This is a genomic window from Agrobacterium sp. RC10-4-1 (assembly GCF_014138475.1).
GTDB lineage: Bacteria > Pseudomonadota > Alphaproteobacteria > Rhizobiales > Rhizobiaceae > Agrobacterium > Agrobacterium pusense.
In genome coordinates this window covers 80,275-106,316 of the sequence record NZ_JACJIT010000002.1, presented here as the reverse complement: position 1 = coordinate 106,316, position 26,042 = coordinate 80,275, and the positions used below count along the sequence as shown (strand labels likewise).

At 61.0% G+C, this 26,042-nt stretch carries 29 protein-coding genes; 18 read left to right on the top strand and 11 right to left on the bottom strand.

Features of this window, described 5'->3' with window-relative positions; all coding sequences use genetic code 11:
* Nucleotides 1-165: 165 nt before the first annotated feature.
* Nucleotides 166-1,053, top strand: coding sequence for a DMT family transporter (locus FHW77_RS04860; RefSeq protein ID WP_006700330.1), 888 nt, complete (start codon nt 166-168; stop codon nt 1,051-1,053).
* A 51-nt stretch (nt 1,054-1,104) separates the two neighbouring features.
* Here FHW77_RS04860 and FHW77_RS04855 read toward each other — a convergent pair whose 3' ends face one another.
* Nucleotides 1,105-1,638 carry a transglutaminase-like cysteine peptidase gene (locus FHW77_RS04855; protein ID WP_034498831.1) on the bottom strand — a complete coding sequence of 178 codons (534 nt, stop codon included), beginning with the start codon at nt 1,636-1,638 and terminating at the stop codon, nt 1,105-1,107.
* A gap of 659 nt (nt 1,639-2,297) precedes the next feature.
* On the opposite strand from FHW77_RS04855, the gene FHW77_RS04850 reads away from it, so the two are divergent.
* Nucleotides 2,298-2,882, top strand: a complete 585-nt coding sequence (locus FHW77_RS04850; RefSeq protein WP_004443407.1) for a transglycosylase SLT domain-containing protein — start codon at nt 2,298-2,300, stop codon at nt 2,880-2,882.
* Between the two features lie 244 nt (nt 2,883-3,126).
* Here the strand turns inward: FHW77_RS04850 and FHW77_RS04845 are convergent, their stop codons facing one another.
* The 5 genes from FHW77_RS04845 to FHW77_RS04825 all read right to left on the bottom strand — a co-directional run bounded on the left by FHW77_RS04845 (nt 3,127) and on the right by FHW77_RS04825 (nt 7,486).
* A complete protein-coding gene (locus tag FHW77_RS04845; protein ID WP_004443409.1) occupies nt 3,127-3,741 on the bottom strand; it encodes an alpha/beta hydrolase in 615 nt (204 codons plus the stop codon).
* Between the two features lie 249 nt (nt 3,742-3,990).
* On the bottom strand, nt 3,991-4,935 hold the full coding sequence (locus FHW77_RS04840) for a VOC family protein (protein WP_034498700.1): 945 nt from the start codon (nt 4,933-4,935) through the stop codon (nt 3,991-3,993).
* Nucleotides 4,936-5,095: 160 nt separating this feature from the next.
* Nucleotides 5,096-6,172: a siderophore-interacting protein gene (locus FHW77_RS04835; RefSeq protein WP_034498697.1), complete on the bottom strand. Its 1,077-nt coding sequence runs from the start codon at nt 6,170-6,172 to the stop codon at nt 5,096-5,098.
* 207 nt (nt 6,173-6,379) lie between these two features.
* Nucleotides 6,380-7,072, bottom strand: coding sequence for a uracil-DNA glycosylase (gene ung / locus FHW77_RS04830; protein ID WP_004443416.1), 693 nt, complete (start codon nt 7,070-7,072; stop codon nt 6,380-6,382).
* Nucleotides 7,073-7,090: 18 nt separating this feature from the next.
* Nucleotides 7,091-7,486 carry a VOC family protein gene (locus FHW77_RS04825; RefSeq protein ID WP_004443419.1) on the bottom strand — a complete coding sequence of 132 codons (396 nt, stop codon included), beginning with the start codon at nt 7,484-7,486 and terminating at the stop codon, nt 7,091-7,093.
* A gap of 247 nt (nt 7,487-7,733) precedes the next feature.
* Here FHW77_RS04825 and FHW77_RS04820 point away from each other — a divergent pair, with 247 nt between their 5' ends.
* Entirely contained in the window at nt 7,734-8,090 is a 357-nt protein-coding gene (locus FHW77_RS04820; protein ID WP_004443420.1) for a YbaN family protein, read from the top strand.
* 15 nt (nt 8,091-8,105) lie between these two features.
* Here the strand turns inward: FHW77_RS04820 and FHW77_RS04815 are convergent, their stop codons facing one another.
* The 3 genes from FHW77_RS04815 to FHW77_RS04805 are packed head-to-tail and all read right to left on the bottom strand — an operon-like array spanning nt 8,106 to nt 10,863.
* Nucleotides 8,106-8,888, bottom strand: coding sequence for a heme ABC transporter ATP-binding protein (locus tag FHW77_RS04815; RefSeq protein WP_004443422.1), 783 nt, complete (start codon nt 8,886-8,888; stop codon nt 8,106-8,108).
* Nucleotides 8,885-9,973: a FecCD family ABC transporter permease gene (locus FHW77_RS04810; RefSeq protein ID WP_004443425.1), complete on the bottom strand. Its 1,089-nt coding sequence runs from the start codon at nt 9,971-9,973 to the stop codon at nt 8,885-8,887. The genes FHW77_RS04815 and FHW77_RS04810 overlap by 4 nt, the downstream gene beginning before the upstream one ends.
* Nucleotides 9,970-10,863 carry a heme/hemin ABC transporter substrate-binding protein gene (locus tag FHW77_RS04805; protein WP_004443429.1) on the bottom strand — a complete coding sequence of 298 codons (894 nt, stop codon included), beginning with the start codon at nt 10,861-10,863 and terminating at the stop codon, nt 9,970-9,972. Before FHW77_RS04805 ends, FHW77_RS04810 begins: the two co-directional genes overlap by 4 nt.
* Nucleotides 10,864-11,049: 186 nt before the next feature.
* On the opposite strand from FHW77_RS04805, the gene hmuQ reads away from it, so the two are divergent.
* From hmuQ to FHW77_RS04775, 6 genes are all read left to right on the top strand, one after another.
* Complete coding sequence (gene hmuQ / locus FHW77_RS04800) at nt 11,050-11,397, top strand: heme-degrading protein HmuQ (protein ID WP_004429958.1); 348 nt, start codon at nt 11,050-11,052, stop codon at nt 11,395-11,397.
* Between the two features lie 9 nt (nt 11,398-11,406).
* Nucleotides 11,407-11,931 carry a heme utilization cystosolic carrier protein HutX gene (gene hutX / locus FHW77_RS04795; RefSeq protein ID WP_004443430.1) on the top strand — a complete coding sequence of 175 codons (525 nt, stop codon included), beginning with the start codon at nt 11,407-11,409 and terminating at the stop codon, nt 11,929-11,931.
* Between the two features lie 335 nt (nt 11,932-12,266).
* Nucleotides 12,267-13,043 (top strand): YbaY family lipoprotein, encoded by a 777-nt coding sequence (locus tag FHW77_RS04790; protein WP_004443433.1) that lies wholly within the window; start codon nt 12,267-12,269, stop codon nt 13,041-13,043.
* 207 nt (nt 13,044-13,250) lie between these two features.
* On the top strand, nt 13,251-14,135 hold the full coding sequence (purU, locus tag FHW77_RS04785; RefSeq protein WP_006700424.1) for a formyltetrahydrofolate deformylase: 885 nt from the start codon (nt 13,251-13,253) through the stop codon (nt 14,133-14,135).
* Nucleotides 14,136-14,180: 45 nt separating this feature from the next.
* The gene (locus tag FHW77_RS04780) at nt 14,181-14,477 is read left to right on the top strand and encodes a type II toxin-antitoxin system RelE/ParE family toxin (RefSeq protein WP_004443439.1); all 297 of its coding nucleotides are present in this window, start codon (nt 14,181-14,183) and stop codon (nt 14,475-14,477) included.
* Nucleotides 14,478-14,481: 4 nt separating this feature from the next.
* The gene (locus FHW77_RS04775; protein WP_004443440.1) at nt 14,482-14,787 is read left to right on the top strand and encodes an addiction module antidote protein; all 306 of its coding nucleotides are present in this window, start codon (nt 14,482-14,484) and stop codon (nt 14,785-14,787) included.
* Nucleotides 14,788-14,798: 11 nt separating this feature from the next.
* Here the strand turns inward: FHW77_RS04775 and FHW77_RS04770 are convergent, their stop codons facing one another.
* Together FHW77_RS04770 and FHW77_RS04765 are read right to left on the bottom strand one after the other, a co-directional pair.
* On the bottom strand, nt 14,799-16,193 hold the full coding sequence (locus FHW77_RS04770; protein WP_004443442.1) for a sensor histidine kinase: 1,395 nt from the start codon (nt 16,191-16,193) through the stop codon (nt 14,799-14,801).
* Entirely contained in the window at nt 16,190-16,870 is a 681-nt protein-coding gene (locus FHW77_RS04765) for a response regulator (RefSeq protein ID WP_004443444.1), read from the bottom strand. The genes FHW77_RS04770 and FHW77_RS04765 overlap by 4 nt, the downstream gene beginning before the upstream one ends.
* A gap of 81 nt (nt 16,871-16,951) precedes the next feature.
* Here FHW77_RS04765 and FHW77_RS04760 point away from each other — a divergent pair, with 81 nt between their 5' ends.
* From FHW77_RS04760 to FHW77_RS04720, 9 genes are all read left to right on the top strand, one after another.
* Complete coding sequence (locus tag FHW77_RS04760) at nt 16,952-18,019, top strand: ABC transporter substrate-binding protein (protein WP_006700422.1); 1,068 nt, start codon at nt 16,952-16,954, stop codon at nt 18,017-18,019.
* Nucleotides 18,020-18,405: 386 nt separating this feature from the next.
* On the top strand, nt 18,406-19,314 hold the full coding sequence (locus FHW77_RS04755) for a Bug family tripartite tricarboxylate transporter substrate binding protein (protein ID WP_153776944.1): 909 nt from the start codon (nt 18,406-18,408) through the stop codon (nt 19,312-19,314).
* Complete coding sequence (locus FHW77_RS04750; RefSeq protein WP_004443450.1) at nt 19,311-19,805, top strand: tripartite tricarboxylate transporter TctB family protein; 495 nt, start codon at nt 19,311-19,313, stop codon at nt 19,803-19,805. Before FHW77_RS04755 ends, FHW77_RS04750 begins: the two co-directional genes overlap by 4 nt.
* Before the next feature lie 104 nt (nt 19,806-19,909).
* A complete protein-coding gene (locus tag FHW77_RS04745; protein WP_004443452.1) occupies nt 19,910-21,427 on the top strand; it encodes a tripartite tricarboxylate transporter permease in 1,518 nt (505 codons plus the stop codon).
* A gap of 129 nt (nt 21,428-21,556) precedes the next feature.
* Nucleotides 21,557-21,817: a hypothetical protein gene (locus FHW77_RS04740; RefSeq protein WP_004443453.1), complete on the top strand. Its 261-nt coding sequence runs from the start codon at nt 21,557-21,559 to the stop codon at nt 21,815-21,817.
* Nucleotides 21,818-22,159: 342 nt separating this feature from the next.
* On the top strand, nt 22,160-23,098 hold the full coding sequence (locus FHW77_RS04735) for a siderophore ABC transporter substrate-binding protein (RefSeq protein ID WP_004443455.1): 939 nt from the start codon (nt 22,160-22,162) through the stop codon (nt 23,096-23,098).
* A gap of 193 nt (nt 23,099-23,291) precedes the next feature.
* A complete protein-coding gene (locus FHW77_RS04730; RefSeq protein WP_004443456.1) occupies nt 23,292-24,257 on the top strand; it encodes an ABC transporter permease in 966 nt (321 codons plus the stop codon).
* The gene (locus FHW77_RS04725) at nt 24,250-25,218 is read left to right on the top strand and encodes an iron chelate uptake ABC transporter family permease subunit (protein WP_004443457.1); all 969 of its coding nucleotides are present in this window, start codon (nt 24,250-24,252) and stop codon (nt 25,216-25,218) included. The genes FHW77_RS04730 and FHW77_RS04725 overlap by 8 nt, the downstream gene beginning before the upstream one ends.
* Nucleotides 25,215-25,973, top strand: a complete 759-nt coding sequence (locus tag FHW77_RS04720) for an iron ABC transporter ATP-binding protein (protein ID WP_004443460.1) — start codon at nt 25,215-25,217, stop codon at nt 25,971-25,973. The genes FHW77_RS04725 and FHW77_RS04720 overlap by 4 nt, the downstream gene beginning before the upstream one ends.
* The last annotated feature ends 69 nt before the right edge of the window (nt 25,974-26,042 follow it).

The following is a 26,042-nucleotide window of genomic DNA, read 5'->3' as shown; positions in this document are numbered from 1 at the left end:
TGTTTTACGGAAAGCGACCCTGTTTCTTATGGAGAATTTTGCTTTTTCCGTGACAAGCCGCGGATTTCCCGCATTATCTCGCCCCGTGGGCGGCCAAGCGCGGGTGCAAGGCCGCCGCTCACCCCTCACCGTTTTCCCGCCCTTATGAAGAAGCGAAACATCAGCGTGCCTTCGAAAGCCTATATCGCCCTCATCATCGCCACGCTCTGCTGGGGCGGCAACACCGTTGCCGGCAAGCTCGCCGTCGGCCACATCAGCCCCATGGCCTTCACCTTCCTGCGCTGGGTCTTCGCCGTCGCCATCATCTTTGCCATTTCAGTGCCGCAGTTGATCAAGGACTGGCCGGTGGTGAAAAAACGCCTGCCCTATTTCTTCGTGCTCGGCAGCGTCGGTTACACGGCCTTCAACGTATTTCTCTACACCGCCCTGCAGCACACCTCGGCCATCAATGCCGCCGTCATACAGGCCGGCATTCCCATGGTCATTTTTGTTCTGAACTTCATCCTGTTCCGTACCCGGGTGCTGTTCGGCCAGATCGCCGGTTTCTGTCTGACCATTGCAGGCGTGGCGCTGCTCGCCTCGCATGGCGATCCGGTCTCGCTGCTGCAACTGGAAATGAATGTCGGCGACGCCGTCATGCTGCTCGCCGTGCTGGTTTATGCCATCTACACCGTCATCCTGCGCTGGAAACCCACGGTCGACTGGCGGACGCTGATGGCCATCCCCGCCTTTTTCGCACTGCTTACGTCTGTACCGCTGGTCTTCTGGGAAATGTCGCGCGACAGCGTCGTCTGGCCGGATCAGAAGGGCTGGGTGCTGGTGGTCTATGCCGCCATTTTTGCGTCACTCATCGCACAGATCCTTTACATCAAGGGCGTCGAACAGATCGGCGCCAATCGCGCCGGCCTGTTCATCAATCTGGTGCCGGTTTTCGGCACGTTGCTGTCGGTCGTCGTGCTCAGTGAGACCCTGCACACCTACCAGATCGCAGCACTCATCATGGCGCTGGCCGGCATTGCCGTGGCGGAACGAAAAAAATCGCCGGCTTCCTGAACCCACAGGGTCAGAAAACCGGCGCAGTCTGGCAGGCATGAAAGGATGGGTTTAAAGCGCGGTTTCGCGCTCGACCGGAGAAAGGGCGGCATTGCCAAGGACGATATCGCCCTTATCGGTGGTGACGATGAGCACTTTTTCGAGCGATCCGTCATTGTTCAGCGAAAAGGCAAGGCGCAACGCACTGGAAGACCAGCCAGCGCCGGCAAGGGCGGCGCGCTTGATCGCGGCGCAGTCACCGCAATCTCCAAGGTTTGCAGAAGGCGTTGCCGGAAGATCGGTTGCGAGACCGGAAAAATAATCGTCGAGCGCGCCCATGGTGGTGTTCACATCGCGGTTGACGCGCAACAGTTCCTCACGGCGCTCGGCCGTCAGCGGCGCCGCGATGGTCGAAACGCATTGACCGGCGGAAAGGACGCAGCCATCGAAACCATCAGGTGCGGAAACACCAATCTGCGTAACGGCGGACTTCTCGACGGCGGCAAAACCGCGGGCAAAACCGGCAGCGCCAGCCGCGTCGGCATGGTTGGACATGGAAGCAACGGCAATTCCGCAGATGGCGGCAGCAATAATCTTCTTCAGCATTTTCATACCCCGTTTTGCGATCCGCCGGCTTGTGCCGGTCTCGATTTAGTTGTGGAGCGTCTCTTTCAAGGGACGCTCTCCGTCTGTGATCCCACAATGGCACAACACTGTTTTCAGCCGCTTTAAGCCGATTGCTACAATTTTACCGGTTTTCATTTTTGTACAGCGGGCGCGATTTATGAACATGCGCCGGTATCGTCGCCGCGGATTCCGCGGCAACGTCGGGAAGAGCAAAAGGGGCCGCATCGCTGCGGGGTATCAAAGGGTGGTAGAGGGTTTTGCAAACGATGCAGCCCCGGCTTCAAACACATGACCCGCCCGCCAAACCGGTTCCTGTTTGGAGGATGGGCATATGCCGGCCGCCCTGACCGTGACATCGGGAAACTCCCCGGTTTAGGCCGCCTGCCCCGCCCATCCTGCGCCGCGCGCACGCCTGATGACCGGTATGGGCAAAGTATAATCTGGCTGGCAGCACCGGGGACGCGCGGGGATGACGCATTCTGAAAAAAGGCGCCGGGAGGCGGCTTCGCCCCATCCCGGCCACAGGAATTTTCAGCGGGTTAACGACCGCCCGATCGGCAGCATTTGAATTAACCTTGTCTTAAAACCCGACGTTAATGGTTAGCAATTTAAGAATAACGGAACGAAAGGGTTCCGTTATGCGTGGCGTATTTGCCGTTGTTTTCCTGATGCTCGTTCTCGCCGGCTGCGCCACCGCACCGTCGCAGGTGACCAATGCCTGTGCGATTTTCGAGCAGCGCAACGGCATCTTCAACAATTGGCGGCGTGATGCGAAAGCGGCAGAACGAGAGTTCGGCGTGCCCGTGCCTGTCATGATGGCGACGATCTATACCGAATCCGCCTTCCGCCCTTATGCGCGGCCTCCGCGCACCAAGCTGCTGGGCTTCATTCCCTGGAAACGGCAATCGACGGCCTATGGCTACGCCCAGGCACTCGACGGCACATGGAGTGTTTACCAGCGAGAAACCGGCCGCTGGTCGGCAAGCCGCACCGATTTCACCGATGCCATCCACTTCGTCGGCTGGTATCACGCCAAGAGCCGCCGCGAAAACGGCATTGCACTGAACGATCCCTATAACCTCTACCTTGCCTATTATTCCGGCCATGCCGGTTATGCGAAGGGCAGCTGGCGCAACAATTCAGCCGTCCAGAAGGCTGCCCGCCGCTCCGCCAACATGGCGTTGCGTTACGAGGCGCAGTTGCAGCAGTGCGGGTATCGTTGAGGCTGGGCGGGACGAGGCTGGTCTAGGGATTACTTGACGGAGCAGTAAATCCCTCCTCCGTCATCCTCGGACTTGACCCGAGGATGACCTTGAGTTTGGGCGAATGCACATCATCCGCGCCCCGTCACCCCGGACTAGATCCGGGGTCCAGTGCCATCAAGTCCTTGATCGCGAAAGACTCTTTTCACGGCACAGACGCGCCGTGGCTGATGCCGGGTCAAGCCCGGCATGACGGAAGACAGCATCACTCCCCGTAAACCGAGAGAAATTCCCGCACGGCATCAATCTCGCTGGAGCGAATTTCATGCCCGCCCGGATGCCATACCGTCTCCGCGGCTCCACCCTGCGCCTTCAGGCTCTGTTCCAGCGCCTTGGTCAGCGGCACCGGGCAGATCGGATCGCGCTCACCCGCCGTGATCAACACCCGGCGCGTGGCTTTGGCAGGGGAAATCTTCGGCTCGAACGGGATGAGCGGATGCATCAGCACTGCGGCATCGAAAAGCCCGGGCTGTTCGATCAGCACATTGGCGAGAATATTTGCGCCATTGGAAAAGCCGAGGCCGATGACCGGACCGGCCTGATAATGTTCCCGGTTGGCCTTGACGAAATCCGCAAGCTTCCCGGTGGCCCGGGCAAGATCGGCCATGTCGTACACGCCCTCGCCGGTGCGGCGGAAAAACCGCGCCGCGCCGTGTTCGGAGACATCACCGACAGGCGAGAGGATGGTTGCCTGCGGCAGGAGACGCGAGCCGAAATCGAAGAACTGGTTTTCATCACCGCCAGTGCCGTGCAGCAGGACGAAAAGCGGTGCACCGACAGCACCGGCGCGGGACTTGTGGAAATAGCTGTCCTTGGTCATCGAAAAATCCTTTCTGGAAGGAGAGGTTCAGTGGCATCCACGCGGCTTTTTCAGCCGAACGGAGCATTCCCATGTGGAGCAAGTGCCGCTTGCTTCTTCTCCCCGAGGGGAGAAGTCCGCGGCAGCGGGATGAGGGGGCGAGGGTGCGGTCTATCGCTGGCGTTGCCCCCCTCATCCGTCCCTTCGGGCCACCTTCTCCCGCAGGGGAGAAGAAAGCGCGGCAACATCCTGCCAAAAGCCATCGAGCGATTAAGCAGCCTTCTCATCCCCCAGCGGCTCCAGATGCTCTTCCAGCACGGAGCGCAGATGCGCATGCTGGGTCGGCAGCTTCAGCGCCTCGCCGAGATGGGCGGTGTCCTCGTCGCGGTCGAAACCCGGCTCGTTGGTGGCAACTTCAAACAGCACGCCGCCCGGCGTGCGGAAATAGATCGCCCAGAAATAATCGCGGTCGATGACGGGTGTCACCTGATAGCCGGTGTCCATCAGCGCCTTGCGCACCTCCAGCTGCTTTTCGCGGTTTTCGACCGCAAAAGCGATGTGGTGCACGGAGCCAGCACCCAGCCGCGCGCCTGATATATTCGGCATGGTTTCGATGTCGATGACATCGGCACCGTTGCCGCCGGGCATACCAAGGCGCAACACGCCGTCCTGACGGTCGACTTCCTGATAACCCATGAATTTCAAAAGCTCGGCCGTCGCACCTTCATCGCGAAGTCGCAGCGACGCACCCTGAAAACCATGGATCGCCTGATCCTGACCGACGCCATTGCCGATCCACTGCGCACGGTTGTCATCCCTGACCTCGACCAGCGCAAAACCGTCACCATCGGGGCCTGCGAAATGCAGGCGCTTGTTTCCAAAGGCGTCGTCGGCCTTCAGGCCATCCACGCCGGCCTTCGAAAGACGCTCCTGCCAGTAGCCGAGCGACCCGTCCGGTACGGAAAACAGCGTCGTGCCCACTTCGCCGGTGCCGGGACGGCCGCGGGCGATATGTGGAAACGGGAAATAGGTCATGACAGAGCCGGGCGTGCCGACTTCATCGCCATAATAGAGATGATAGACATCAGGCGCGTCGAAATTGACCGTCTTCTTTACCCGGCGCAGGCCGAGCGTATCGGTGAAAAAACTGTTGTTCTGGCGCGCGCTCGCCGCCATGGATGTGACGTGGTGCAGGCCCTTGATCTGGTTGAGCATGATAAACCCCTTCTTGCCTGGCGGGCCGCATGGTTGGGCCCGTCCTCTTCATGGCGTAAAGATGGGGTAACAGTACTCTCGGGCATAGAGTGGACAACGGGAACGGATTGTTCCCGAATGGTGAACGATAAAACCGACTGTTCAACGACCGATGAGCCAGTCAATGATCGTCCGCGACACCCAGGCTCCAGTAACCGACCGCGCGCAGAGCAGCTTTCGGCACGGAAATCTCGTCGGTAAGGAAGGATTTTGCCGCCCTCGCCTCGGATTTTTCGCAGGCGACAAAGACGTGCAATCCTTCATGATCCCCGCTCCAGGCATGGTCGCGCAGCGCTTTTTCAATAAGGCCGGCGGTGCCGGCGGCCTTGCCGCGACGATAGAGCCATGTCCACTCGACATTTGCCGCGCAAACGATTTCCTGCCGCTCGGCTTCGTCATCGATCTCGGAATAGACGCTGAGCTTCTTCCCGGCCGGCATTTCGGCCGCCATGCGCAGCATCACCGGCAGCGCCGTCTCATCGCCGGCAAAGACATAACGTTCGGCCTCCGGGCAGACACCGCTCGGGCCGATGATGCCGAGAACATCACCGGGCTTGGCCGTTGCGCCGAATGTCGCGCCCGGCATGTGGTCACCCTCATGCATGACGAAGTCGATATGGACTTCACCGCGCGCGATATCGCCGGAACGGATGGTGTAGACGCGGCGCGTGAGAAGATCCTCGCCCGAGGGCCAGACGATGGCCCCGGTGGGCGCAAGATAAGGCCAGACCGGCGCTCGGGCCTGATCCGGGACCAGAAGCAGCCGCACATGCATGCCGCCCGTCATCAGCCTTTCAATGCCGCTTTCGACGGAAACCACCAGCCGGCGCATATGAGGTGTCAGATTATAGGCGCGGGCAATCTTGCCGACGAAAAGATTGGGCAGTTCGCGCTGCTGCGCGCCATGGCCGCTCCAGCGGAAATCCAGCCCCGTCTCCCCGGAAAACTCGACAATATGCTCGGCCACCATGGCCTTGACCGACATCAATATATGTTCGGAAATGCAGCTGACGCTTGCGGCGAAACGACCGCCTTCTGCGCTGAAACGGCCATGGCCGTATTCGGTCTTGAACCGCACTGTCGCGCCTTCGCGCTCCATCTCCATATGCTCGGAAAAATGATCCTCGAAAGCATCGACGATCGACAGCGGATCGGGCAGCGAGACGGAGGTTTCGGCAGACAGGAGAGACACGGGCATAATCCTTCACTTCATAGTCTAGTATTCTTTAGACCGGAGGTTGCCGCGCGTAAAGACATTTTGGTTTTGAATCCCGTCATGCCGGACATGATCCGGCATCCAGCCAGCCCAAGTCTTTGGGCTGAAAGGACTCTTCTCGCCGCGCAGACGCGCGTCGGCTGGATTCCGGCTCACGGCCGGAATGACGGAAGTATATGCAGGGAGGGCTTACACCGATTCCGGCAATTGCCAGTCGATCGGGTCGCGGCCATGGGAGATGAGAAAGGCATTCGCCTTGGAAAAATGGCCATTACCGAAAAAGCCGTTATGGGCGGAAAGCGGTGACGGGTGCGGCGAGCGCAACACCAGATGTTTGCGCTGGTTCACAAAGGCCGCCTTCTTCTGGGCATACGAACCCCAGAGCAGGAAGACGACATGGTCGCACTCGTCGTTGACGGCGCGGATGACGGCGTCGGTGAATTTTTCCCAGCCCTGCCCCTGATGCGAGGCGGCGCGGGCCTCTTCCACCGTCAGCACGCTGTTGAGCAGAAGCACGCCCTGTTTCGCCCAGCTTTCCAGAAAACCGTGGCCGACCGGGCGAATGCCGAGATCGGCCTGCAATTCCTTGTAGATATTGACGAGCGAGGGCGGGATGCGCACGCCGGGCTGCACGGAAAAGCACAGTCCATGCGCCTGGCCGGCGCCGTGATAGGGGTCCTGCCCCAATATGACGACCTTCACCTCATCGAGCGGTGTCAGATCGAGAGCGCGGAAATAGTCCGCGCCCTTCGGGAAGATACGCTTGCCGGCTGTCTTTTCCGCAAGCAGGAACTCTTTCAGCTTTTGCATGTAGGGGCTGGCGAATTCTGCGGAAAGCACGCGCTTCCAGCTGTCTTCGAGTTTAACGCCTGCCTCTGCCATGCCTGCCTCCATCAGAGCTTATTTGAACCGGTTGCCGCGCTGCAGCACTTCGATCTTGTAACCATCGGGATCGCAAATGAAAAAATATTTTGCGAAAGGCTGGCCCTTGTAATCGGCCTCGATGATCTTGCCGGGGGAAAGCCCGATCTCGTTGAAGCGCTGATGCTCGGCGTCAACATCGGCAACGCTGACGGCGAGATGGCCATAACCGTCGCCCAGCGCATAGGGCACTTCGCGGCCACGGTTGACGGTCAGCTCCAGCTCGAAATCGCCCTCGGCATTGCTGAGATAGATCAGCGTGAAATTCTCGAACTCGGCGCGTTCCGCCACTTCAAGCCCGAAAGCCTGTTTGTAAAATTCCACCGAACGCTTTTCGTCCAGCACCCGGACCATCGAGTGGATCAGCTTGGCCATGGTGTTTTCCTTCTTCTTCCTGTTGACGGCCCGGTTATGCTCCGGGCATCGCGGCCAAGGGGATAAAGACAGTGTGCGGCGCTTTCAACCCTAAAGGCACGACACAGGGCCGGGGAGAACGCAGATCACGGCAAATGTGATGGCAAAAGCTGCCGGTTTCCGGTGCGGTGGAGCCTGCGGCAACGGGACCCATCCTTTTCGGCCCACCGCTCTATCCTGAGTGGTAAAGTCATGATACCGGCTAGGCATGCGCCTTTTATACCTCTGTCTTGGCTGGCTTATGGTCGCGACCGGCATTGTCGGCGCGTTTCTTCCCGTTTTGCCCACCACGCCTTTTCTGCTTCTGGCGCTCTGGTGTTTTTCCCGCTCCTCGCCAAAACTCGAGGCGTGGCTTCTCGCCCATCCCAGATACGGCCCTTCCCTGCGGCGATGGCGCGAACGCGGCGCAATAGCCCGCAAAGCCAAGATCGCGGCGCTTTCGGCCATGTCCGTCAGCTACGCCGCTTTCTGGTTCCTGAGCGAGCCGCCGCCGTTGCGCGCAGCCGTCGTCGCCGCCGTCATGCTGGGCTCCGCGCTCTTCATCGCCACCCGCCCGGAAAATTGAGGCGGAGGACAGCCCCTATCGGTGGCGAGACTGCGGAAGTACGTAGGGAATATGCCGCGCCGGCAGCCGGCCGACGACACCACCAATGCCATAGACCCTTGCAATGGTCTCATCGCTGATCGTTTCCAGCGATGGGCCACTGGCCGTCACCCGGCCGCCATGCATGACGATAAGTTGATCGGCAAATTCCGCGGCCAGATTGAGATCGTGCAGGATGGCGAGAACCAGCCCGCCGCCGCTTGCAAAATCCCGCGCCGTTTCTAGCACGGCGATCTGGTGGCCGATATCGAGACTTGCGGTGGGCTCGTCGAGGAAGAGCGCCCTTGCCTCGCCATTTTCAACCGGGTTCGGTACCTGCGCCAGCGCCCGCGCAAACTGCACCCGCTGCTGCTCGCCGCCTGAGAGCATATTGTAGGACCGCTGTTCGAAACCGCGCAGCCCGGCCTTGGCAAGAGCCCGGCGGGCCTGCTCTTCCGGCGCACGCGACCCCTGCGCGACCGCCCCCATGCGGACGATTTCGAGCGCAGTGAAAGGGAAGGCGAGCTGGGTGCTCTGGGGCAGCACGGCGCGGAGCCGCGCAAGCTGGACCGGCGTGAACACCGGCAGGTCGACATCATTATAGGTCACCAAACCGGCCTCAGCGCGCATCTCGCCCGAGAGAACCTTCATCAGCGTGGATTTGCCGGCACCGTTGGGACCGATGATGACATTGACCTTGCCGGGTTTCAGATCGACGCTGACTTCATCAAGCAACCGACGGCCGGAGCGGATGAGGGTAAGGTTTTCGGCCCGGATCATGACATGTTCCGCATGGAAAAACCGCCGCGTCCCAGCAGCAGGAACAGAAAGACCGGCGCACCGATGAGCGCCGTGACGACGCCGATCGGCAGTTCCGCCGGTGCGGCCACCGTGCGGGCGAAACTGTCGGCCAGCAGCAAAAGCGCCGCCCCGCCAAGGGCGGAGGCCGGCAGCAGGAAACGATGCGACGGGCCGATGGCGAGGCGAAGCAGATGCGGCACGACGATACCGACAAAGCCGATGGAACCCGCCGCCGCCACGCTCGCCCCGCAGGCGGCGGCAACGGCCAGAATGACGACCCGTTTCAGCCGCTGCACCGGTATTCCCATATGGAAGGCGGCCGCATCCCCGAGGATCAGCGCATCCAGCCCGCGCGCGACGAAGGGAATGATGGCGAGAACGACGATGATGAAAGGCAGGGTGGCCAGTACCTTGGCGGGCGTTGCCCCGCCGAGTGAACCGAGCGACCAGAAGGTGATGTCGCGCAGCGCCCGGTCATCGGCGACGAATATCATCAACCCGGTCATCGCACCGCTGATGGCCGCCACCGCAATGCCGGCCAGAATGAGTGTGGTGGTTGAGGTCGCGCCGTCCTTCGTGGCGATCAGATAAAGCACCCAGGTGTTCAGGAGCCCGCCGAAGAAGGCCATGATCGGCAGAAAGTGAGGGCCGAAAAACAGCGCGACCGTGGCAAGCGCGCCTTCCCCGAGCGAAATGGCGGCAACAGCAAAGAGCGCAGCGCCCGAGGTGACGCCGACAATACCGGGATCGGCCAATGGATTGCGGAACAGGCCCTGCATCATTGCCCCTGAAACAGCGAGTCCCGCGCCGATCAACATGCCGAGCGCCGTGCGCGGCAGGCGCACCGCCTCGAGAATGATCCTGTCGCGCGCATCGAGCTGATTCGCGCCGCCGGTGAGATAGGCAAGGAGTTCAGACATGCCGACGCCCGTGGGTCCGCTGATCAGCGATACGCCACAGGCAAACAGCAGGATGCCGACGAGCACGACAAGGGCAACAACGCCCTGACGGGATCTGTCGCCCGCAACGCTGCCCTCGGTCGAACTCAAGACGGCTAGGCTCACGGCTTCACCACATCAGGATAGAGCTTGTTTGCCAGCTCCCGGCCTGCAGCGGGTGTACGGGGGCCGAAACCGATAAGATAAAGCCCATCCATGCTGATGAGCGCCTTGCTGGCGGCGGCGGGTGTAGACTGGAACGCGGGAAGCGCGAAAGTCTCATCCGCCTTGGCGGCGTGGTCGCCGCGCGCCATTGTGAGCACCACGTCGGGCGCCGCGGCAATGACCGCCTCGTCCGTCAGCGGTTTGTAACCGGTAATGTCCTCCGCCGCGTTGATACCCCCAGCCATTTCGATGATCGCCGCCGCCTCAGTATCCTTGCCCGCCGCCATGACGCGGCCACCGGCAGTGGAAAGCACGAACAGAACGCGTTTCCGGCCCTGTTCCGGCACGGCGGAGACGTCCTTGGTGAGCGCATCAAGCCCCGCCCTGGTCTCGGCAGCCAGCGCCTTCGCCTTGTCAGAGAGCCCCACGGCCGCACCGACATCCTCGATCTTTTTAGGGATTGCATCGCCGCTCGGCGGCGTATCGACGGTGACGAAAGGCACCGCGCTGGCTTTCAGGATGGCGATGACGTCCGCAGGGCCTGAGCCGTCTTCGGAGAGAATGAGATCGGGTTTCTGCGACAGGATACCTTCTGAAGACAGTGCCCGCATATAACCGACGTCAGGCTTTGCAAGCGCATCGGCCGGATAGCTGCTGGTGCTGTCGCGCGCCACGATACGGTCTCCTGCACCCAGCGCATAAAGGATTTCCGTAACCGTACCGCCCAGGGCAACGATGCGTTTAGCCTCCGGATTACCCTTGTCCGAAGCCATGGCGGCCGGCGCGGCAAAGGCAATTGCGGCGGGCACGAGGGCGGCGAAAACAAAGGAACGAAGACGGGAATTCAACATGGCGTGATCCTGAAAAACGACCCGGCGCAGGTTCACCCGCGCCGCTAATCTTGAGTTATTTACACATGTTTATACGCCGCGCAATCGATAAGTGGAGTATTTTTGTTCGCTTTGGCGTGAACCCCTTCCCAACCCCGTCCGCGGACGATATCCTGACTGAAACAGGAAACTTAAAGGGAGACTTTCATGTTTATCGCAATGAACCGCTTTCGCGTCGTGCCGGGTTACGAAGACACGTTCGAATCCATCTGGCGCGAGCGCAAATCGCATCTGAGCGAATTGCCGGGCTATATCGAATTTCACATGCTGAAGGGCCCGAAGGCGGACGATCACACGCTTTATGCCTCGCACACCGTCTGGGCCACCAAGGACGATTTCCTTGCCTGGACGAAATCCGAACAGTTCCGCGCCGCCCATGCCAAGGCCGGCGAGAACCGCGGCAAGGTGGAATATCTCTCCGGGCCGCATTTCGAAGGCTTCGACGTCATCATCCACGAAGACAAGAATGGCGAGCGCCGTTCGATTGCCGCCTGAGGCTACCCGATGAGCATTGCAGTCCAAAAGACGGACGACGACAGGCGGGCACGCGCCGCCGCCGCGCTCGCTGAAAAACCTGATGGCATCGTGGAGGCCATCGCCGCCAAGGCCGAGGTGACACCGGCTGAAATTCTGGCGATCCTGCCCGAAGGTGCCGCCGTTTCCGCTGCCGCCGACCGCTTCGACACCATCTGGAGCGAGATGCGCGGCTGGGGCGAAGTCCTGATGATCGTGCAGACAGGCGATATCGTGCTGGAAGTGCCGGGCCATCTGCCTGAAGGCACGGAGAGTCACGGCTGGTTCAATATCCACGGCGACAGTCCCATCGGCGGTCACATCAAGAAGGACAATTGCGCCGGCATCACCTTCGTCGACCGCGGCTTTCACGGACGCCGCTCCTGTTCCGTCTGGTTCATGAATGCCGCCGGCGGCGCCATGTTCAAGGTGTTCGTCCGCCGCGATGAGAACAAGGAGTTGCTGGCCGAACAACTGGCGAAGTTCGAAGCGCTGCGGAACGGTTTCCGCGGCTGAGAGCTGAGCGGAGGCCGCCGGCAAGGAGTTGCTCCCTTGGACGATGCGGCCTCCCACCACCCTCATTCCTGTGCTCGTCACAGGAATCCAACCAGCCCAGGTCCTTCGGCTGAAAAGAATCTTCCCGCCACGCAGACGCGTGTCGACTGGTGTCCTGTGACAAGCACAGGAATGAGGGCGGAGGGGATTCAAATGGCATAGATCCTCCCGTTGGTCCCTTGCCATCCACACCAAATGTCCACCTGACCGGATTTGAAAATCCGGTTCATCGCACGTTCAGTGCCGTTTTTTATCATCCGGTTCAATTCCACCGGAACCAGCACGGAGCAAGCACCATGACCGACCACCAGCCCCTTCTTTCGCGCCGCAGTTTCGCCGGTCTTCTCGCGCTTGCCCCGCTCTTTGCGGCAGGCGGGGCGGCGGCGGCACCGGCGAGCCTGCGCGGCAGCGTCTCCTATCGCGAACGCATCGCCCTGCCGCCGGGCGCAACCGTTACCGTGCGCCTGATCGATGTGTCGCTGGCGGACGCGCCGTCACAGACGATTGCCGAAACCACCATTCGCCCGCGCGGCCAGGTGCCGGTGCCCTTCGTGCTGCGTTATGACGACCGCGACATCCGTGGCCGCCGCTCCTATGCGCTGAGCGCCGAAATCCGCGACCGCGACCGGCTGCTCTTTACCACCACCCGGCGCTATTCCGTCCTGACCGGTGGCCGCGACGAAACCGATCTCGTGCTGGAGCGCGTCGGCGCCGGTCCGGGCCGCCCGGAGCCGGAAGCCGGTATCGAAGGGAGCTGGCTGGTCGAGGAAATCCGCGGCGAGAGGGTTCGCGGCCGCCGGCAGGCGACGCTGGAAATCTCCCGCGAAGGCCGCGTTTCCGGAAATGCCGGCTGTAACGGCATTGGCGGTGAAGTGAAGATCAACCGTAACCGTGTCGATTTCGGCCGGATGATTTCCACCCAGATGGCCTGCGCGCCAGACATCATGCGCCAGGAGCGGCAGTTCATCGAAGCGCTGGAAGGCGCCCGCTCCTTCAGGCTGGAGCCGCGCCGCGGCGCGCTGGAACTGCTCGACGGCCGCGGCCGCACGGCAATGCGCCTGCGCCGCGCCTGAGGTTGGCGACCGCCCCGGCAAAACACCCCGCGTCGCCGTGCTGGCCATGGAACATTCCATGTCGCTTCCGGCACGGCGCGCTTCCCTTTCCCGCCCTATGACTTTGACTGCGTTCGTCTTGACGCTTTGCTCCACCGCGGAGCTGCGCTATGGAACGCGCCGAACTGCGTCGGCTGATACCGGCGCGACGTCTCTGAGGGAAAACGAATGACATCCTATGTTCTGACCGTAGCCTGCAAATCGACCCGCGGCATCGTCGCCGCGATTTCCGGTTATCTGGCGGAGAAAGGCTGCAATATCGTCGACAGTTCGCAGTTCGACGACCTCGAGACCGGCAAGTTCTTCATGCGCGTCTCCTTCATCTCGGAAGAGGGCGCCTCCCTTGAAGCCATTACCGACGGGTTCCGGCCGGTGGCGGAAAAATTCGGCATGGAAGCGGATATCTACCCGGACGGCCAGCGCATGAAGACGCTGCTGATGGTGTCGCGTTTCGGCCATTGCCTCAACGACCTGCTCTATCGCTGGAAGATCGGCGCGCTGCCGATCGACATCGTCGGTGTCGTGTCCAACCATTTCGATTATCAGAAAGTTGTCGTCAACCACGACATCCCCTTCCACCACATCAAGGTGACGAAGGAGAACAAGCCGAAGGCCGAAGCCCAGCTCATGGAGCTGGTCGAGACAACAGGCACGGAGCTCGTCGTGCTCGCCCGCTACATGCAGGTGCTCTCCGATGACCTCTGCCGCAAGATGTCAGGCAAGATCATCAACATCCACCACTCCTTCCTGCCGAGCTTCAAGGGCGCGAACCCCTACAAGCAGGCCTATGAGCGCGGCGTGAAGCTGATCGGCGCGACAGCGCATTATGTAACAGCCGATCTCGACGAAGGCCCGATCATCGAGCAGGACACGGTGCGGATCACCCACGCGCAATCAGCCGATGACTACGTTTCGCTTGGTCGCGACGTGGAAAGCCAGGTGCTTGCCCGCGCCATCCACGCCCACATCCACCACCGCACATTCATCAACGGCAACCGCACCGTGGTCTTCCCGCCAAGCCCGGGAAGCTATGCTTCCGAGCGGATGGGGTGAGTTAACCGTCATTGACGGAATGACAACCAGGGTTTACATTCGGCCATGCTCACGATCCGGGAAACAAGCGAGTTTGCCGATTGGCTTGCCGGTCTGCGCGATCTGCAGGCGCGTGCCCGCATCGCACGGCGCATTTACAGGCTGGCAGACGGCAATCCAGGAGACGTAAAGCCGGTCGGCGAAGGCGTCAGTGAGCTCAGGATCGATTTTGGACCCGGATATCGGGTCTATTTCTTCCGGAACGGCGATGTCGTGATCATATTGCTGTGCGGTGGCGACAAGGCATCACAGTCCCGCGATATTGCCAAAGCCAAGAAATTGGCCCGAGCACTCAAGGAATGAGACCATGCCACTTGTGACACGCGATTACGATGCTGCCCGCTATCTTGATAGTGACGAAGCACTTGCCGCCTACATAGCAGACGCCACTGAGAACGGCGACGCACAGGAGCTTGCCCACGCTCTCGGCGTCGTGGCGCGAGCCAAAGGCATAACCGATCTTTCGAGACAGACCGGCCTTCCCCGTCAGACGTTGTACAAGGCGCTCAGCGGCGAGGGAAACCCCGAACTGGCAACGATCGCCAAGGTCGCCGATGCATTGGGCTACAAACTTTCCCTGGTGGCGAAATCACCTGCGGATACAGCCGCCTGACAACCCGCAGTCTACGATGCGTTCTCCGCTCCATCAAACACCACCCGCGCTCTCAGCCCACACCCACCCGCACCATCCTCCAGCATCAGCCGCCCGCCGAACAGCCCGGCGATCTCCTCGATGATCGCAAGGCCGAGGCCGGCGCCGGGGGCCGCGTTTTCTTCGCCGCGGGCGAAGCGCTGGCGCACCATGGCGCGTTTTTCAGGCGGGATGCCTGGGCCGTTATCTTCCACTTCCAGCCAGACGACGCCCGTCTCCCTGCCCACGCGCACGGTGACTTCCGCGCCGCGACCGGCATAATTGATGGCGTTGGAAACGAGGTTGCCGATCAACTCGCCGATCAAGAGCGGTTCGGCGAGAATGGTCGCCTCGACCTCGCCTTCGAAACCGAGATCGATACCCGCCTCAGCGGCCCGCGGCACGAAATCGGCCGTCACGTTCTGCGCCACAGCCACGAGGTCTATCGCGGAAAAATCATGTTTCTCGCTGGAGCCGGCAGCATCGATATTGGCCATGCGCAGAAGTTGGGCAAGGATATGCTCGGCATGGGCGACCGATGCCCCACCCTTCAGCGCCGCCGCCTGCGCTTCCTCAAGGCTGGCGGCGCGGGCGGAAAGAGCCAGCTGGGTGCTGATGATGGCAAGCGGTGTGCGCAGCTGGTGGCTGGCATTGCCGGTGAAATGCCTGAGCGCATCCAGCGCCGATTGCAGCCGCACCATGAAGGAGTTGACCGTCTCCACCAGATTTTCCACCTCGACAGGCACGGATTGGCGGATGGGGTGCAGATCGTTCGGGCTGCGCTCGGCAATGGCTTCACTGAGCCGGTAAAGCGGGCGCAGCGAAATCGTCACCGCGATCCAGACGATGATCGCCGCCCCGACGATCATCAAAAGCAGGCGCAGCGCCGAGCGCAGGATGATGGCCTGCGCCAGCTGGCTGCGGGCAATGGTGGTTTCGGCAACCGTGACGGAAAAGGGCACGGAATTAATGCCAGTGGAAGCGAAACGCCTGATGGCAGCGATGCGGATCGGTTCATCGCGAAACACGGCATCACGATAGGCGGGCGTATCACCCTTCGGGTTCGCGACCGTCGGCAGGTTCTGATAGCCGGTGAGGAATTGCCCGTTCGGCCCGTCGACACGGTAAAACACCCGGTCCTGGGCAGCCGATGTCAGCATTTCCAGCGCCACATAGGGAATGTCCACTTCCAGCGAACCGTCCTCGGCCACCACCACCCGCTCGGCAATGGCGAGCGCGGAACCGGAAAGCACCCGGTCTGAAACCACATTGGCGGTGTTGACCGCCTCGCGCCAGGTATCGGTCAGCGCAACGCAGCCGATGATGGCGGTGGAGATGAGGAGCCAGCCTAGAAGTCGCCGCCTGAGCGAATAGGCGGCCTGTATCATTCAGCCATCTCCGGCAGCTTTTCGAGATAATAACCGATGCCGCGCGCCGTCTTCACCGTCAGCCCGTGCGGCGCGAGCCGCTTGCGCAGGCGGCTGACATATTGCTCGATGGCATTTGCGGAAATATCGTCGTCGAAACCTGTCAGTGACTGCACGATCGCCTCTTTGGCGACAACCTTGCCCGCCCGCATGAACAGCACCTCCAGCAGCGCCACTTCGCGCGCCGGAATATCGAGCGGGCGACCGTCCGCCGAAAAGGTGCGGGAATTAAGATCGAACAGCACCTTGCCGAAACTCAGCGCCGAAGAGCGCAGCCCGGCATTACGGCGCAGAAGCACCCGCACCCTCGCCTCGAACTCGGTGATATCGAAGGGCTTGATCATGTAATCGTCGGCACCGAGATCGAGCCCCTTGACCTTTTCTTCCGGCGTGCCGCGCGCCGTCAGGATCAGCACCGCCGCCTTGTCCTGACGCGATCGCATGGAGCGCAGCACCTCGATGCCATCCATTTCCGGCAGGTTGAGATCGAGAATGACCAGATCGAAACTTTCCGCCGTAATTGCCGCATCGGCGGAGGCGCCATCAGAAACCACATCCACCGCATAACCGCTGCCCCGCAGAAGCGCCGAAAGCCCTTCCGACAGCACCTGATTGTCCTCGACCAGCAAAATACGCAAATCTTCCTCCTGCAACATTGCCGAGTTTAACCAGACCCTTACCGCTTGTGAATGGCCAGCGCCTGCGGCATGATCTTTTCCATGCGTATCTGCCTTCTTCTCTGTCTCTGTCTCTGCATGGCCTCGCCTGCGCTTGCCCAGGCCGTCGTTTTTCCGGCTCCCTCCGGCAAGGCGGATGCGCAGACACTGGTGGTCTATTCCTCGCTCGACGAACCGCTGGCGACCCCGATGATCGAGGGTTTCCAGAAGGCCAATCCCGATATTGCCGTCCATTATGAGGATATGCTGACCGGCGAAATCTACGACCGTATCGTCAAGGAAACCGATGCTGGCAAGAAGACCGCCGATTTCGCCTTTTCCTCGGCCATGGACCTGCAGGTGAAGCTGAGCAATGACGGTTATGCCCAGCGGTCGGATCTCGCCATGAGCGCCCGCTGGCCCGCCTGGGCGAACTGGCGCAACACCGCCTATGCGCTGACCTTCGAGCCGGCGGTTTTTGTCTATCACAAGCCAAGCTTCACCACCGAAAAGCCGCCCGCCACCCGCGCCGAATTTGTCGATTATCTCGAACGCCACGCCAAAGAGGTGCATGGCCGTATCGCGACCTATGACATCGAACGCTCCGGCGTCGGCTTCCTGTTCATGTCACGCGATCAGGAACAGTTCGGCGATATATGGAGCGTCATCAAGGCCATGGGTGCCGCGGGTGTGAAGGTTTATTCCACCTCCTCGGCCATTCTGGAGCGCGTCTCCGACGGCCGCTTCGTGATGGGTTACAATATTCTCGGCTCCTACGCGGCAGACTGGGCCTCACGCCACCCGGATGTCGGCATCGTTCTGCCGAAGGATTATACCGTCGTGATGTCGCGCATCGGGCTGGTTCCGGAAGCCGCAGCCAATCCTGAACTCGGCCGCCGCTACCTCGAATTCTTCATGTCCAAGGAAGGTCAGACGATCATGGCCCGGCAATTGCAAATCCCCGCCGTCAGCCCGGAAGTGGCGGGCGAAAACACGGCGAACACCATGCAGGCCATCCACGGTGCGCAATTGCGGCCGGTCCCGGTCAGCCCCGGCCTGATGGTCTATCTGGATCAGGTCAAGCGCACCCGCCTCATCGAGCGTTGGAACGAGGCGCTGCGGTCGCAGTAGGTTTGAGCGCCCCCACCATCCCTCAGTCCTGTGCCTGTCACAGAAATGAGGGTGAAGCAGGCTTCAAAGGCGCAAAATAAAGCCGTCCACACGCCACAGTGGACGTCCGGCACAAATTAATAGAGAGTAAATGCGCAAGGACTTGCGTTGCGTCAGTTAGATGACAGCTTTTTGTGATGCTCTGCAATCCTTCTTCATTCCGTGGAGGCGGAAGAAGATGCGGGAGGAAATCTTGAGGATTGCCAAGGCCCAGCGTTGAGTACTCAGCGTCGGCACAGATGCGCCCTGAAGCCCCTTCCGCATAAACGAAAAACGACGCCCAAAAGGGCATCCTGAGGAGGGTTTTCTACGTGAAACATTTTCTTATCGGCACATTTCTGGCGGGCATGATCGCGCTTCCGGCGGCTGCGGCAGATTACACCGTCATCGCACCGGCCAATCCCGGTGGCGGCTGGGACCAGACCGCGCGCTCGCTGCAGAGCGTGCTGCAGGAAGAAGGCATTTCCAAGAGCGTTCAGGTGCAGAACGTACCGGGCGCCGGCGGCACCATCGGTCTTGCGCAATTCGCCAGCCAGCAGAAGGGTAACCCGCACGCCCTCATCGTCGGCGGTTATGTCATGGTCGGCGCGATCCTCACCAACAATGCGCCCGTGACGCTGAAGGAAGTGACCCCGATCGCCCGCCTGACCGGCGAATATGAAGCGATCGTCGTTCCGGCATCCTCGCCGCTGAAGACCATCGGCGATCTCATCGACCAGCTGAAGAAAGACCCGGGCAGCGTTTCCTGGGGCGGCGGCTCTGCCGGCGGCACCGACCATATCGCCGTTGGCCTGATTGCCAAGGCGGCCGGCGTCGATCCGACCAAGATCAACTACATCGCCTATTCCGGCGGCGGCGAAGCACTTGCCTCGATCCTCGGTTCGCAGGTCACCGCTGGCGTTTCCGGCTATGGCGAATTCGAAGGCCAGGTGAAGGCCGGCACGCTGCGCCTTCTCGCGGTCACCAGCGAAAACCGTCTTGAGGGCGTCGACGCACCGACGCTGAAGGAAAGCGGCCTCGATGTCGTGGTTCAGAACTGGCGCATGGTTGCGGCCGCTCCCGGCATTTCCGCCGATCAGGAAAAGGCCATCAATGCCGACGTCGAGAAGCTGGTGAAATCCGCCAAGTGGCAGGAAACCCTGAAGACAAAGGGCTGGATGGATACCTATCTCGCCGGTGACGCCTTCAAGGAACAGCTTGCCAAGGACACCGCCGCCACCGAAACCATCCTCAAAGACATCGGACTGGTAAAATGAGCCAGGGTTCCAACCCTTCGCATGATCAAAAGCGTCGCCCCGACCGGGCGGCGCTGGTCATCGCCGTCGCCCTCGTCGCCGTTGCCAGCGTCATCTTCTGGGATAGCGCCCGCCTTGCCAGCGTCACCGGTTATTCCCCTGTCGGCCCGTCAACAGTACCCTACGCCATCGCCTTCTGTCTTGTCGGACTGGCGATCTGGACGGCCGTCGAGGCCTGGCGCGGTGATTTTCCCGAGCGCGACAGGCAGGAAATCGCTCCGGTCGTGTGGGTCATTGCCGGCCTTGCCGCCCAGATGCTGCTGCTGACAGTTGCCGGCTTTTCCATTGCCACCGGTCTGCTGTTCGCCTTCACGGCACGCGCTTTCGGCAAACGCAAGCTCTGGTTCTCGATACCGGTCGGCATTGTGCTGAGTTTTGCCATCTGGATCGTTTTTGCCCAGCTGCTGCAGCTTTCGCTGCCCGCCGGACCTCTGGAACGGCTGTTCTTCTGACAGCCATTCCAACCATATTCGAGATCACAGGAACCGCCGGCGCGCACTGACGCCAAAGCCAGCCGTTCCGCCCGCCCTTCCGCTCGACAGGGGGACATCTGTCCATGAGTACCTTTGAATTCCTGCTGCACGGTCTTGAGGTTGCTGCCCAACCCATGAACCTGCTCTACGCGCTGATCGGCGTGACGCTCGGCACCGCCGTCGGCGTTCTGCCCGGCATCGGCCCCGCCTTGACCGTCGCGCTGCTACTGCCCGTCACTTACCGGCTCGATGCTGCCGGTTCGCTCATCATGTTCGCCGGCATCTATTATGGCGGCATGTATGGCGGTTCGACCACCTCCATCCTGCTCAACACGCCGGGCGAAAGCGCCTCGATCGTGACCGCGCTAGAAGGCAACAAGATGGCCCGCAAGGGCAGAGGCGGACCGGCTCTTGCCACCGCCGCCATCGGCTCCTTCGTGGCCGGTCTCATCGCCACCATCGCGCTTGCCTTCGTCGCCCCCTACATCGTCAAGCTGGCGCTGGTCTTCGGCCCACGCGAATATTTCGCGCTGATGGTGCTGGCTTTCGTCACCGTTTCCTCCGCCTTCGGCGATTCGGCGCTGCGTGGTCTCACCTCGCTGTTCATCGGCTTTGCGCTGGCCATCGTCGGCATCGACCAGCTGACGGGCCAAACCCGCATGAGCTTCGGCATCCCCGACCTGCTCGACGGCGTGGAAGTCACAACGCTTGCGGTCGCCATGTTCGCCATCGGCGAGACCCTGTTCATCGTGGCGCAGGGCCAGAGCGGCGACGACAAGGTCGAAGCCGTCAAGGGTTCGGTCTGGATGAGCGCGCAGGACTGGGCGCGTTCGTGGAAGGCTTGGCTGCGCGGCACCCTGATCGGCTTCCCGATTGGCGCGATGCCTGCCGGCGGCGCTGAAATCGGCACGTTCCTGTCCTATGCCACCGAAAAGAAGCTGACCAAATATCCGGAAGAATTCGGCAACGGCGCGATTGAAGGCGTTGCGGGTCCGGAAGCGGCGAACAACGCCTCGGCTGCCGGTACGCTGGTGCCGCTCCTGACGCTCGGCCTGCCGACGACGGCAACAGCGGCCATCATGCTCGCCGGTTTCCAGCAGTTCGGCCTGCAGCCCGGCCCCCTGCTGTTTGCCACCAATCCGCAGCTGGTCTGGGGCCTGATCGCCAGCCTCTTCATCGCCAACCTGATGCTCTTGGTGCTCAACCTGCCGCTCGTCGGTCTCTGGGTGAAGCTGCTGACCATTCCGAAGCCCTGGCTTTACGCCGGCATCCTGCTGTTCGCAACGCTCGGCACCATCGGCGCCAACCCGTCGGTGTTCGAACTCGGCATGCTGCTCGCCTTCGGCATCCTCGGCTACATCATGCGCATCTTCGGGTATCCGATCGCGCCTGCGGTTGTCGGCCTCATCCTTGGCCCGCTCGCCGAACAGCAGCTTCGCCGCGCACTGGCCATCGGCCAGGGCGACCCGACCGTGCTGTTCACCTCGCCGATTGCCGTTGGCCTGTTCATCGTCGCGGCAGCCGCCTTCATCATTCCGCTCATCATGCGTATCCGCGGCCGTGGCGAGGTGCTGACGCAGCTTGCCGCCAACGAGGATTGAGAACCAAAGAACCTCCCAAGGCAACTGGCCCCGTATCTCCGGATACGGGGCTTTTTTTGTGGAACGTTATGGATTGCGGCGAGGTTGGGGGCGGCATAGATTTTATGAAACCCTCTGAGGAACCCTGTCATGCGCAGCCTTGCAATCCTGACCATCCTTGCTTTAACCGGTTGCACTACCGCCGCCCCCGATGTGGAACCCATTCCCGGCAGTATCACCTATGGCGGGCAGCCCCGTACCAAACTGACAAAGTCCCCCGTCGGCAGTACGCTCAGCAACGAATTCGTGATGGGCGACGGAAGGCTGGCGATCGAGACTTACCGGGTGCAGCCGGACCGATCGTTGAAACTGGAGAGGCGCGAAATCGTCGGCGACTGGCCACCGGATTGACAGCGGCTGTCACGTTGGTCGTGATGGGTAAAACAGACGGGTAAAAGGCACCGACCAAAGTGACGCCGGCCTTTCCTTCCCCTCAACGTCACCTCGGACTTGATCCGAGAATCCATCACCACCAACGCAGTAGGATACTCGGGTCAAGCCCGAGCATGACGGGGAAGAGGTTCGAGCAGATGTTTCATCTGCCCCCGCATTTCCCGCTCACGGCAATTCAGAACCATTCTAAAACATAATTTTGATTTCCGCCCGCCTTGCCAATAAAGCTGATAACGGACATCAAGTTAACCGGACGGAAAGCTTTCCGCCGGTCCGGAACCATTCGCAAGGGACATATTCGTGGCCATCAACTTCACCTTCCCCGTTCGGCTGCTGGCGGCAGCGGCCTTCAGCCTTGGCGCGATGACCGCAAGCGCTGAGGAAATGACGATCAAGCACGCCCAGGGCGAGACCGTGCTGAAAGCCGCGCCGAAAAAGGTTCTGGTTCTTGATGTTCCCTCGCTCGACAATCTCGATGCACTCGGCGTCGAGCCGACGGGCGTCGTCGGCTCCAACCTGCCGACCTATCTGCAGAAATATGCCGACGGGAAATATCTGAAGGTCGGCACGCTGTTTGAGCCCGATTACGAGGCGATCAATGCGGCAGAGGCCGATCTCGTCATCGTTGGCGGCCGTTCGCGGGCAAAATATCCGGATGTTGCCAAGATCACACCGGCCATCGACATGTCGGTGGATTCCAAGGAATTCATCGGCAGCGTGAAAGCCAACATCGCCAAGCTTGGCGATATCTTCGGCAAGCAGGAAGAAGCCAAGAAGCTCGATGCCGCCATCGATGAAAAGGTGGCGAAGCTGAAAGAGATCGCCCCCAATTCCGGAACGGCGATGATCCTCGTCACCAATGCCGGCAAGGTCGGCGTTTATGGCCCAGGCTCGCGCACCGGCTGGCTGCACACCGAAATCGGCTTCAAGCCGGTCGCAGCCGACATCGACGACCGCTTCGACCGCGGCGACGTCGTCTCCTTCGAATATCTGGCCGAGGTCAACCCCGAATGGCTGTTCGTGATCGACCGCGATGCCGGCATCGGCCGCGCCACCGATCCCGGCAAGGCGGCAGCCCAGGTGCTGGACAACGAGCTGGTCCACCAGACCAACGCCTGGAAAAAAAAGCAGATCGTTTACCTCGACCCCCAGGCGGCCTATATCGTCAGCAGCGGTTATACGGCGCTCACCACCCTGCTAGATCAGGTCTACAAGGCTGTCTCCGACAAGAAATCGTAAAAGCCTCTAGGCATGCGCTTCTGAAGGCTGCTCCATACTCGACGTCATCCTCGGGCTTGACCCGAGGATCCATCGCGCGTCAGGTTGTGGATCCTCGGGTCAAGCCCGAAGATAACCAAGGAGAGGTCGGACACCTGTTTCGGCAGCCTGCCAGGTTACGGGGGGCTTTTACCATTTACGAAAAACTGCCAACGTGAAATCCCTGTCTCTCATCCTTGTCCTGTTGCTAGCCCTGGTGCTCGCCATCACCAGCCTGTTCGTCGGCGTGAGCAACGTTTCGCTCGCAACGCTTTTCGCACCCGACACGAGTGCAGACGCGCTGCGGGTGCTGCTCGTCAGCCGTATTCCGCGCACGCTCGCGCTGATCCTTGCGGGAAGCTCGATGGCGATTGCCGGCCTCATCATGCAGATGCTGGTGCGAAACCGCTTCGTGGAACCTTCCACGGCAGGCACGACGGAATCCGCCGGCCTCGGCCTGCTCGCCGTCACCCTTTTGGCACCGGATACACCGATCTTCGGCAAGATGCTGGTGGCAGCAGCTTTTGCTCTCGCCGGCACTGCGCTGTTCCTGCGCATCCTGCGGCAGGTGCCGCTGCGCGACGTGCTGCTGGTGCCGCTGATCGGCATCATGCTTGGCGGCGTCATTTCCGCCGTCACCACCTTCTTCGCCTATCGCTTCGATCTGCTGCAATCGCTCGGGGCATGGATGACGGGGGATTTTTCCGGCGTACTGCGCGGCCGTTATGAGTTGCTGTGGATCGGTTTTCTCTTCGCCATCGCCGCCTATCTCGCCGCCGACCGCTTCACCGTGGCGGGCATGGGCCGGGACTTCACCACCAATCTCGGTCTCAACTATCGCCGGGTAATGGCGCTCGGCCTCACCATCGTTTCGCTGGTCAGCGCTGTCGTGGTGGTGACGGTGGGCATGATCCCCTTCCTGGGCCTCATCGTGCCGAATGTCGTGAGCCTGATGATCGGCGACAATATGCGCCGCTCGGTGCCATGGGTGGCGACGCTTGGCGCGGTCTTTGTGCTCTCCTGCGACATCATCGGCCGGACCGTGCGCGCGCCTTACGAAATACCCATCGGAACCGTGGTCGGCGTCATCGGCAGCGCGCTGTTCCTCTATCTCCTGCTGCGGAAACGCAACCATGCGTGAGAGAAACCCTGACAGGCGCGCAAAAATCGTTCTGCTTGTGCTCGCCGCACTGGCGCTCATTTCCATGACCGCCTTCATGACGCTCGGCGCCAGGGGAAGCTGGAGTTTCGTGCTGCCGTTTCGCGGCATCAAGCTCCTGTCGCTTTTGCTGGTGGCCTACGCCATCGCCGTTTCCACCGTGCTGTTCCAGACGGTCACCAACAACCGTATCCTCACCCCTTCGGTCATGGGTTTCGATTCACTCTACGTGCTGATGCAGACCGGGCTGATTTTCGTCTTCGGTTCGGCAACAGTCGTGATGATCGATCCTCAACTGAAATTTCTGGTGGAAACCGGGCTGCTCGTCGCCTTTTCCGCCCTGCTCTATCGCTGGCTTTTTGTCGGAGCGGAACGCAGCCTGCATCTTCTCGTCCTGGTCGGTATCGTCTTCGGCGTGTTTTTCCGCAGCCTCTCGGGCTTCATGCAGCGGGTCCTCGATCCGAACGAATACACGGTGCTGCAGGATGTGCTTTTCGCCAGTTTCAATTCCATCGATCCGACGCTGCTCACTGTTTCCGCCATCATCATCGGCGTGGTGACCATTATCGGGCTGCGCCTGATGCACACGCTCGACGTGCTCTCGCTCGGCCGCGCGACGGCCATCAGCCTCGGGGTCGAATACAAGTACACCGTGACCATCATCCTCGTGCTGGTCTCCGTACTTGTCGCCGTCTCCACTGCGCTCGTCGGCCCGGTCATGTTCTTCGGCCTGCTGGTCGCGGCCCTCGCCCATTATCTCACCGGCAACGGCAAGCATGCCTATGTGCTGCCTGCGGCGATCCTCATCGCCGTGATCTGTCTCGTCGGCGGTCAGGTTGTGCTGGAGCGGGTTTTCGCCTTCGATACGGCGCTCTCCATCATCATCGAATTTCTGGGCGGCATCGTCTTTATCGGTCTCATTCTGAAACGAGGTGCGCGATGATCATCGCCAGTCAGATCAGCAAATCCTATGGTGATAGCGTCGTCATCGACGGCGTCTCGGTTTCCATCCCGGCAGGCGGCGTCACCTCCATCATCGGGCCAAACGGCGCGGGTAAATCCACGCTCCTGTCCATCGTCGCAAGGCTGATGTCCATGGATACGGGAACCGTCACGGTCGACGGGCTGGATGTCACGAAAACCCCCTCCGATACGCTGGCGAAGCGGCTCTCCATCCTGCGGCAGGACAACCACATCTCCTCGCGCCTGACCGTGCGCGACCTTGTCGGCTTCGGCCGCTACCCCTACTCCAAGGGCCGCCCCACCATCGAGGACAAGGCCCATATCGACCGGGCGCTTGAATATCTTCACCTTGAAAATCTGGCCGACCGGTTTCTGGACGAACTGTCCGGCGGTCAACGCCAGCGCGCCTTCGTGGCCATGGTGCTTTGCCAGGATACGGATTATGTGCTGCTTGACGAGCCGCTCAACAACCTCGACATGAAACACGCCTCCAGCATGATGAAAATCATGCGCAAGGCGGCCGACGAGCTGAAGAAGACCGTGGTTCTGGTTCTGCACGACATCAACTTCGCCTCCTGGTATTCCGACACCATCATCGCCATGCGCGAGGGCCGCATCTGTCATCAGGGTCCTGCGGAAGAGATCATCCGTCCCGATATTCTCAAGGAAATCTATGACATGCCGATCAGCGTCAGTGAGATAGACGACCGGCGCATCTGCCTGTTTTACGAATGACATGATGATTGTGCAGGATTTTTGCTGTCCCGTCGCCTAACATGGAACAGGGCCACAGGCCCGCACGTT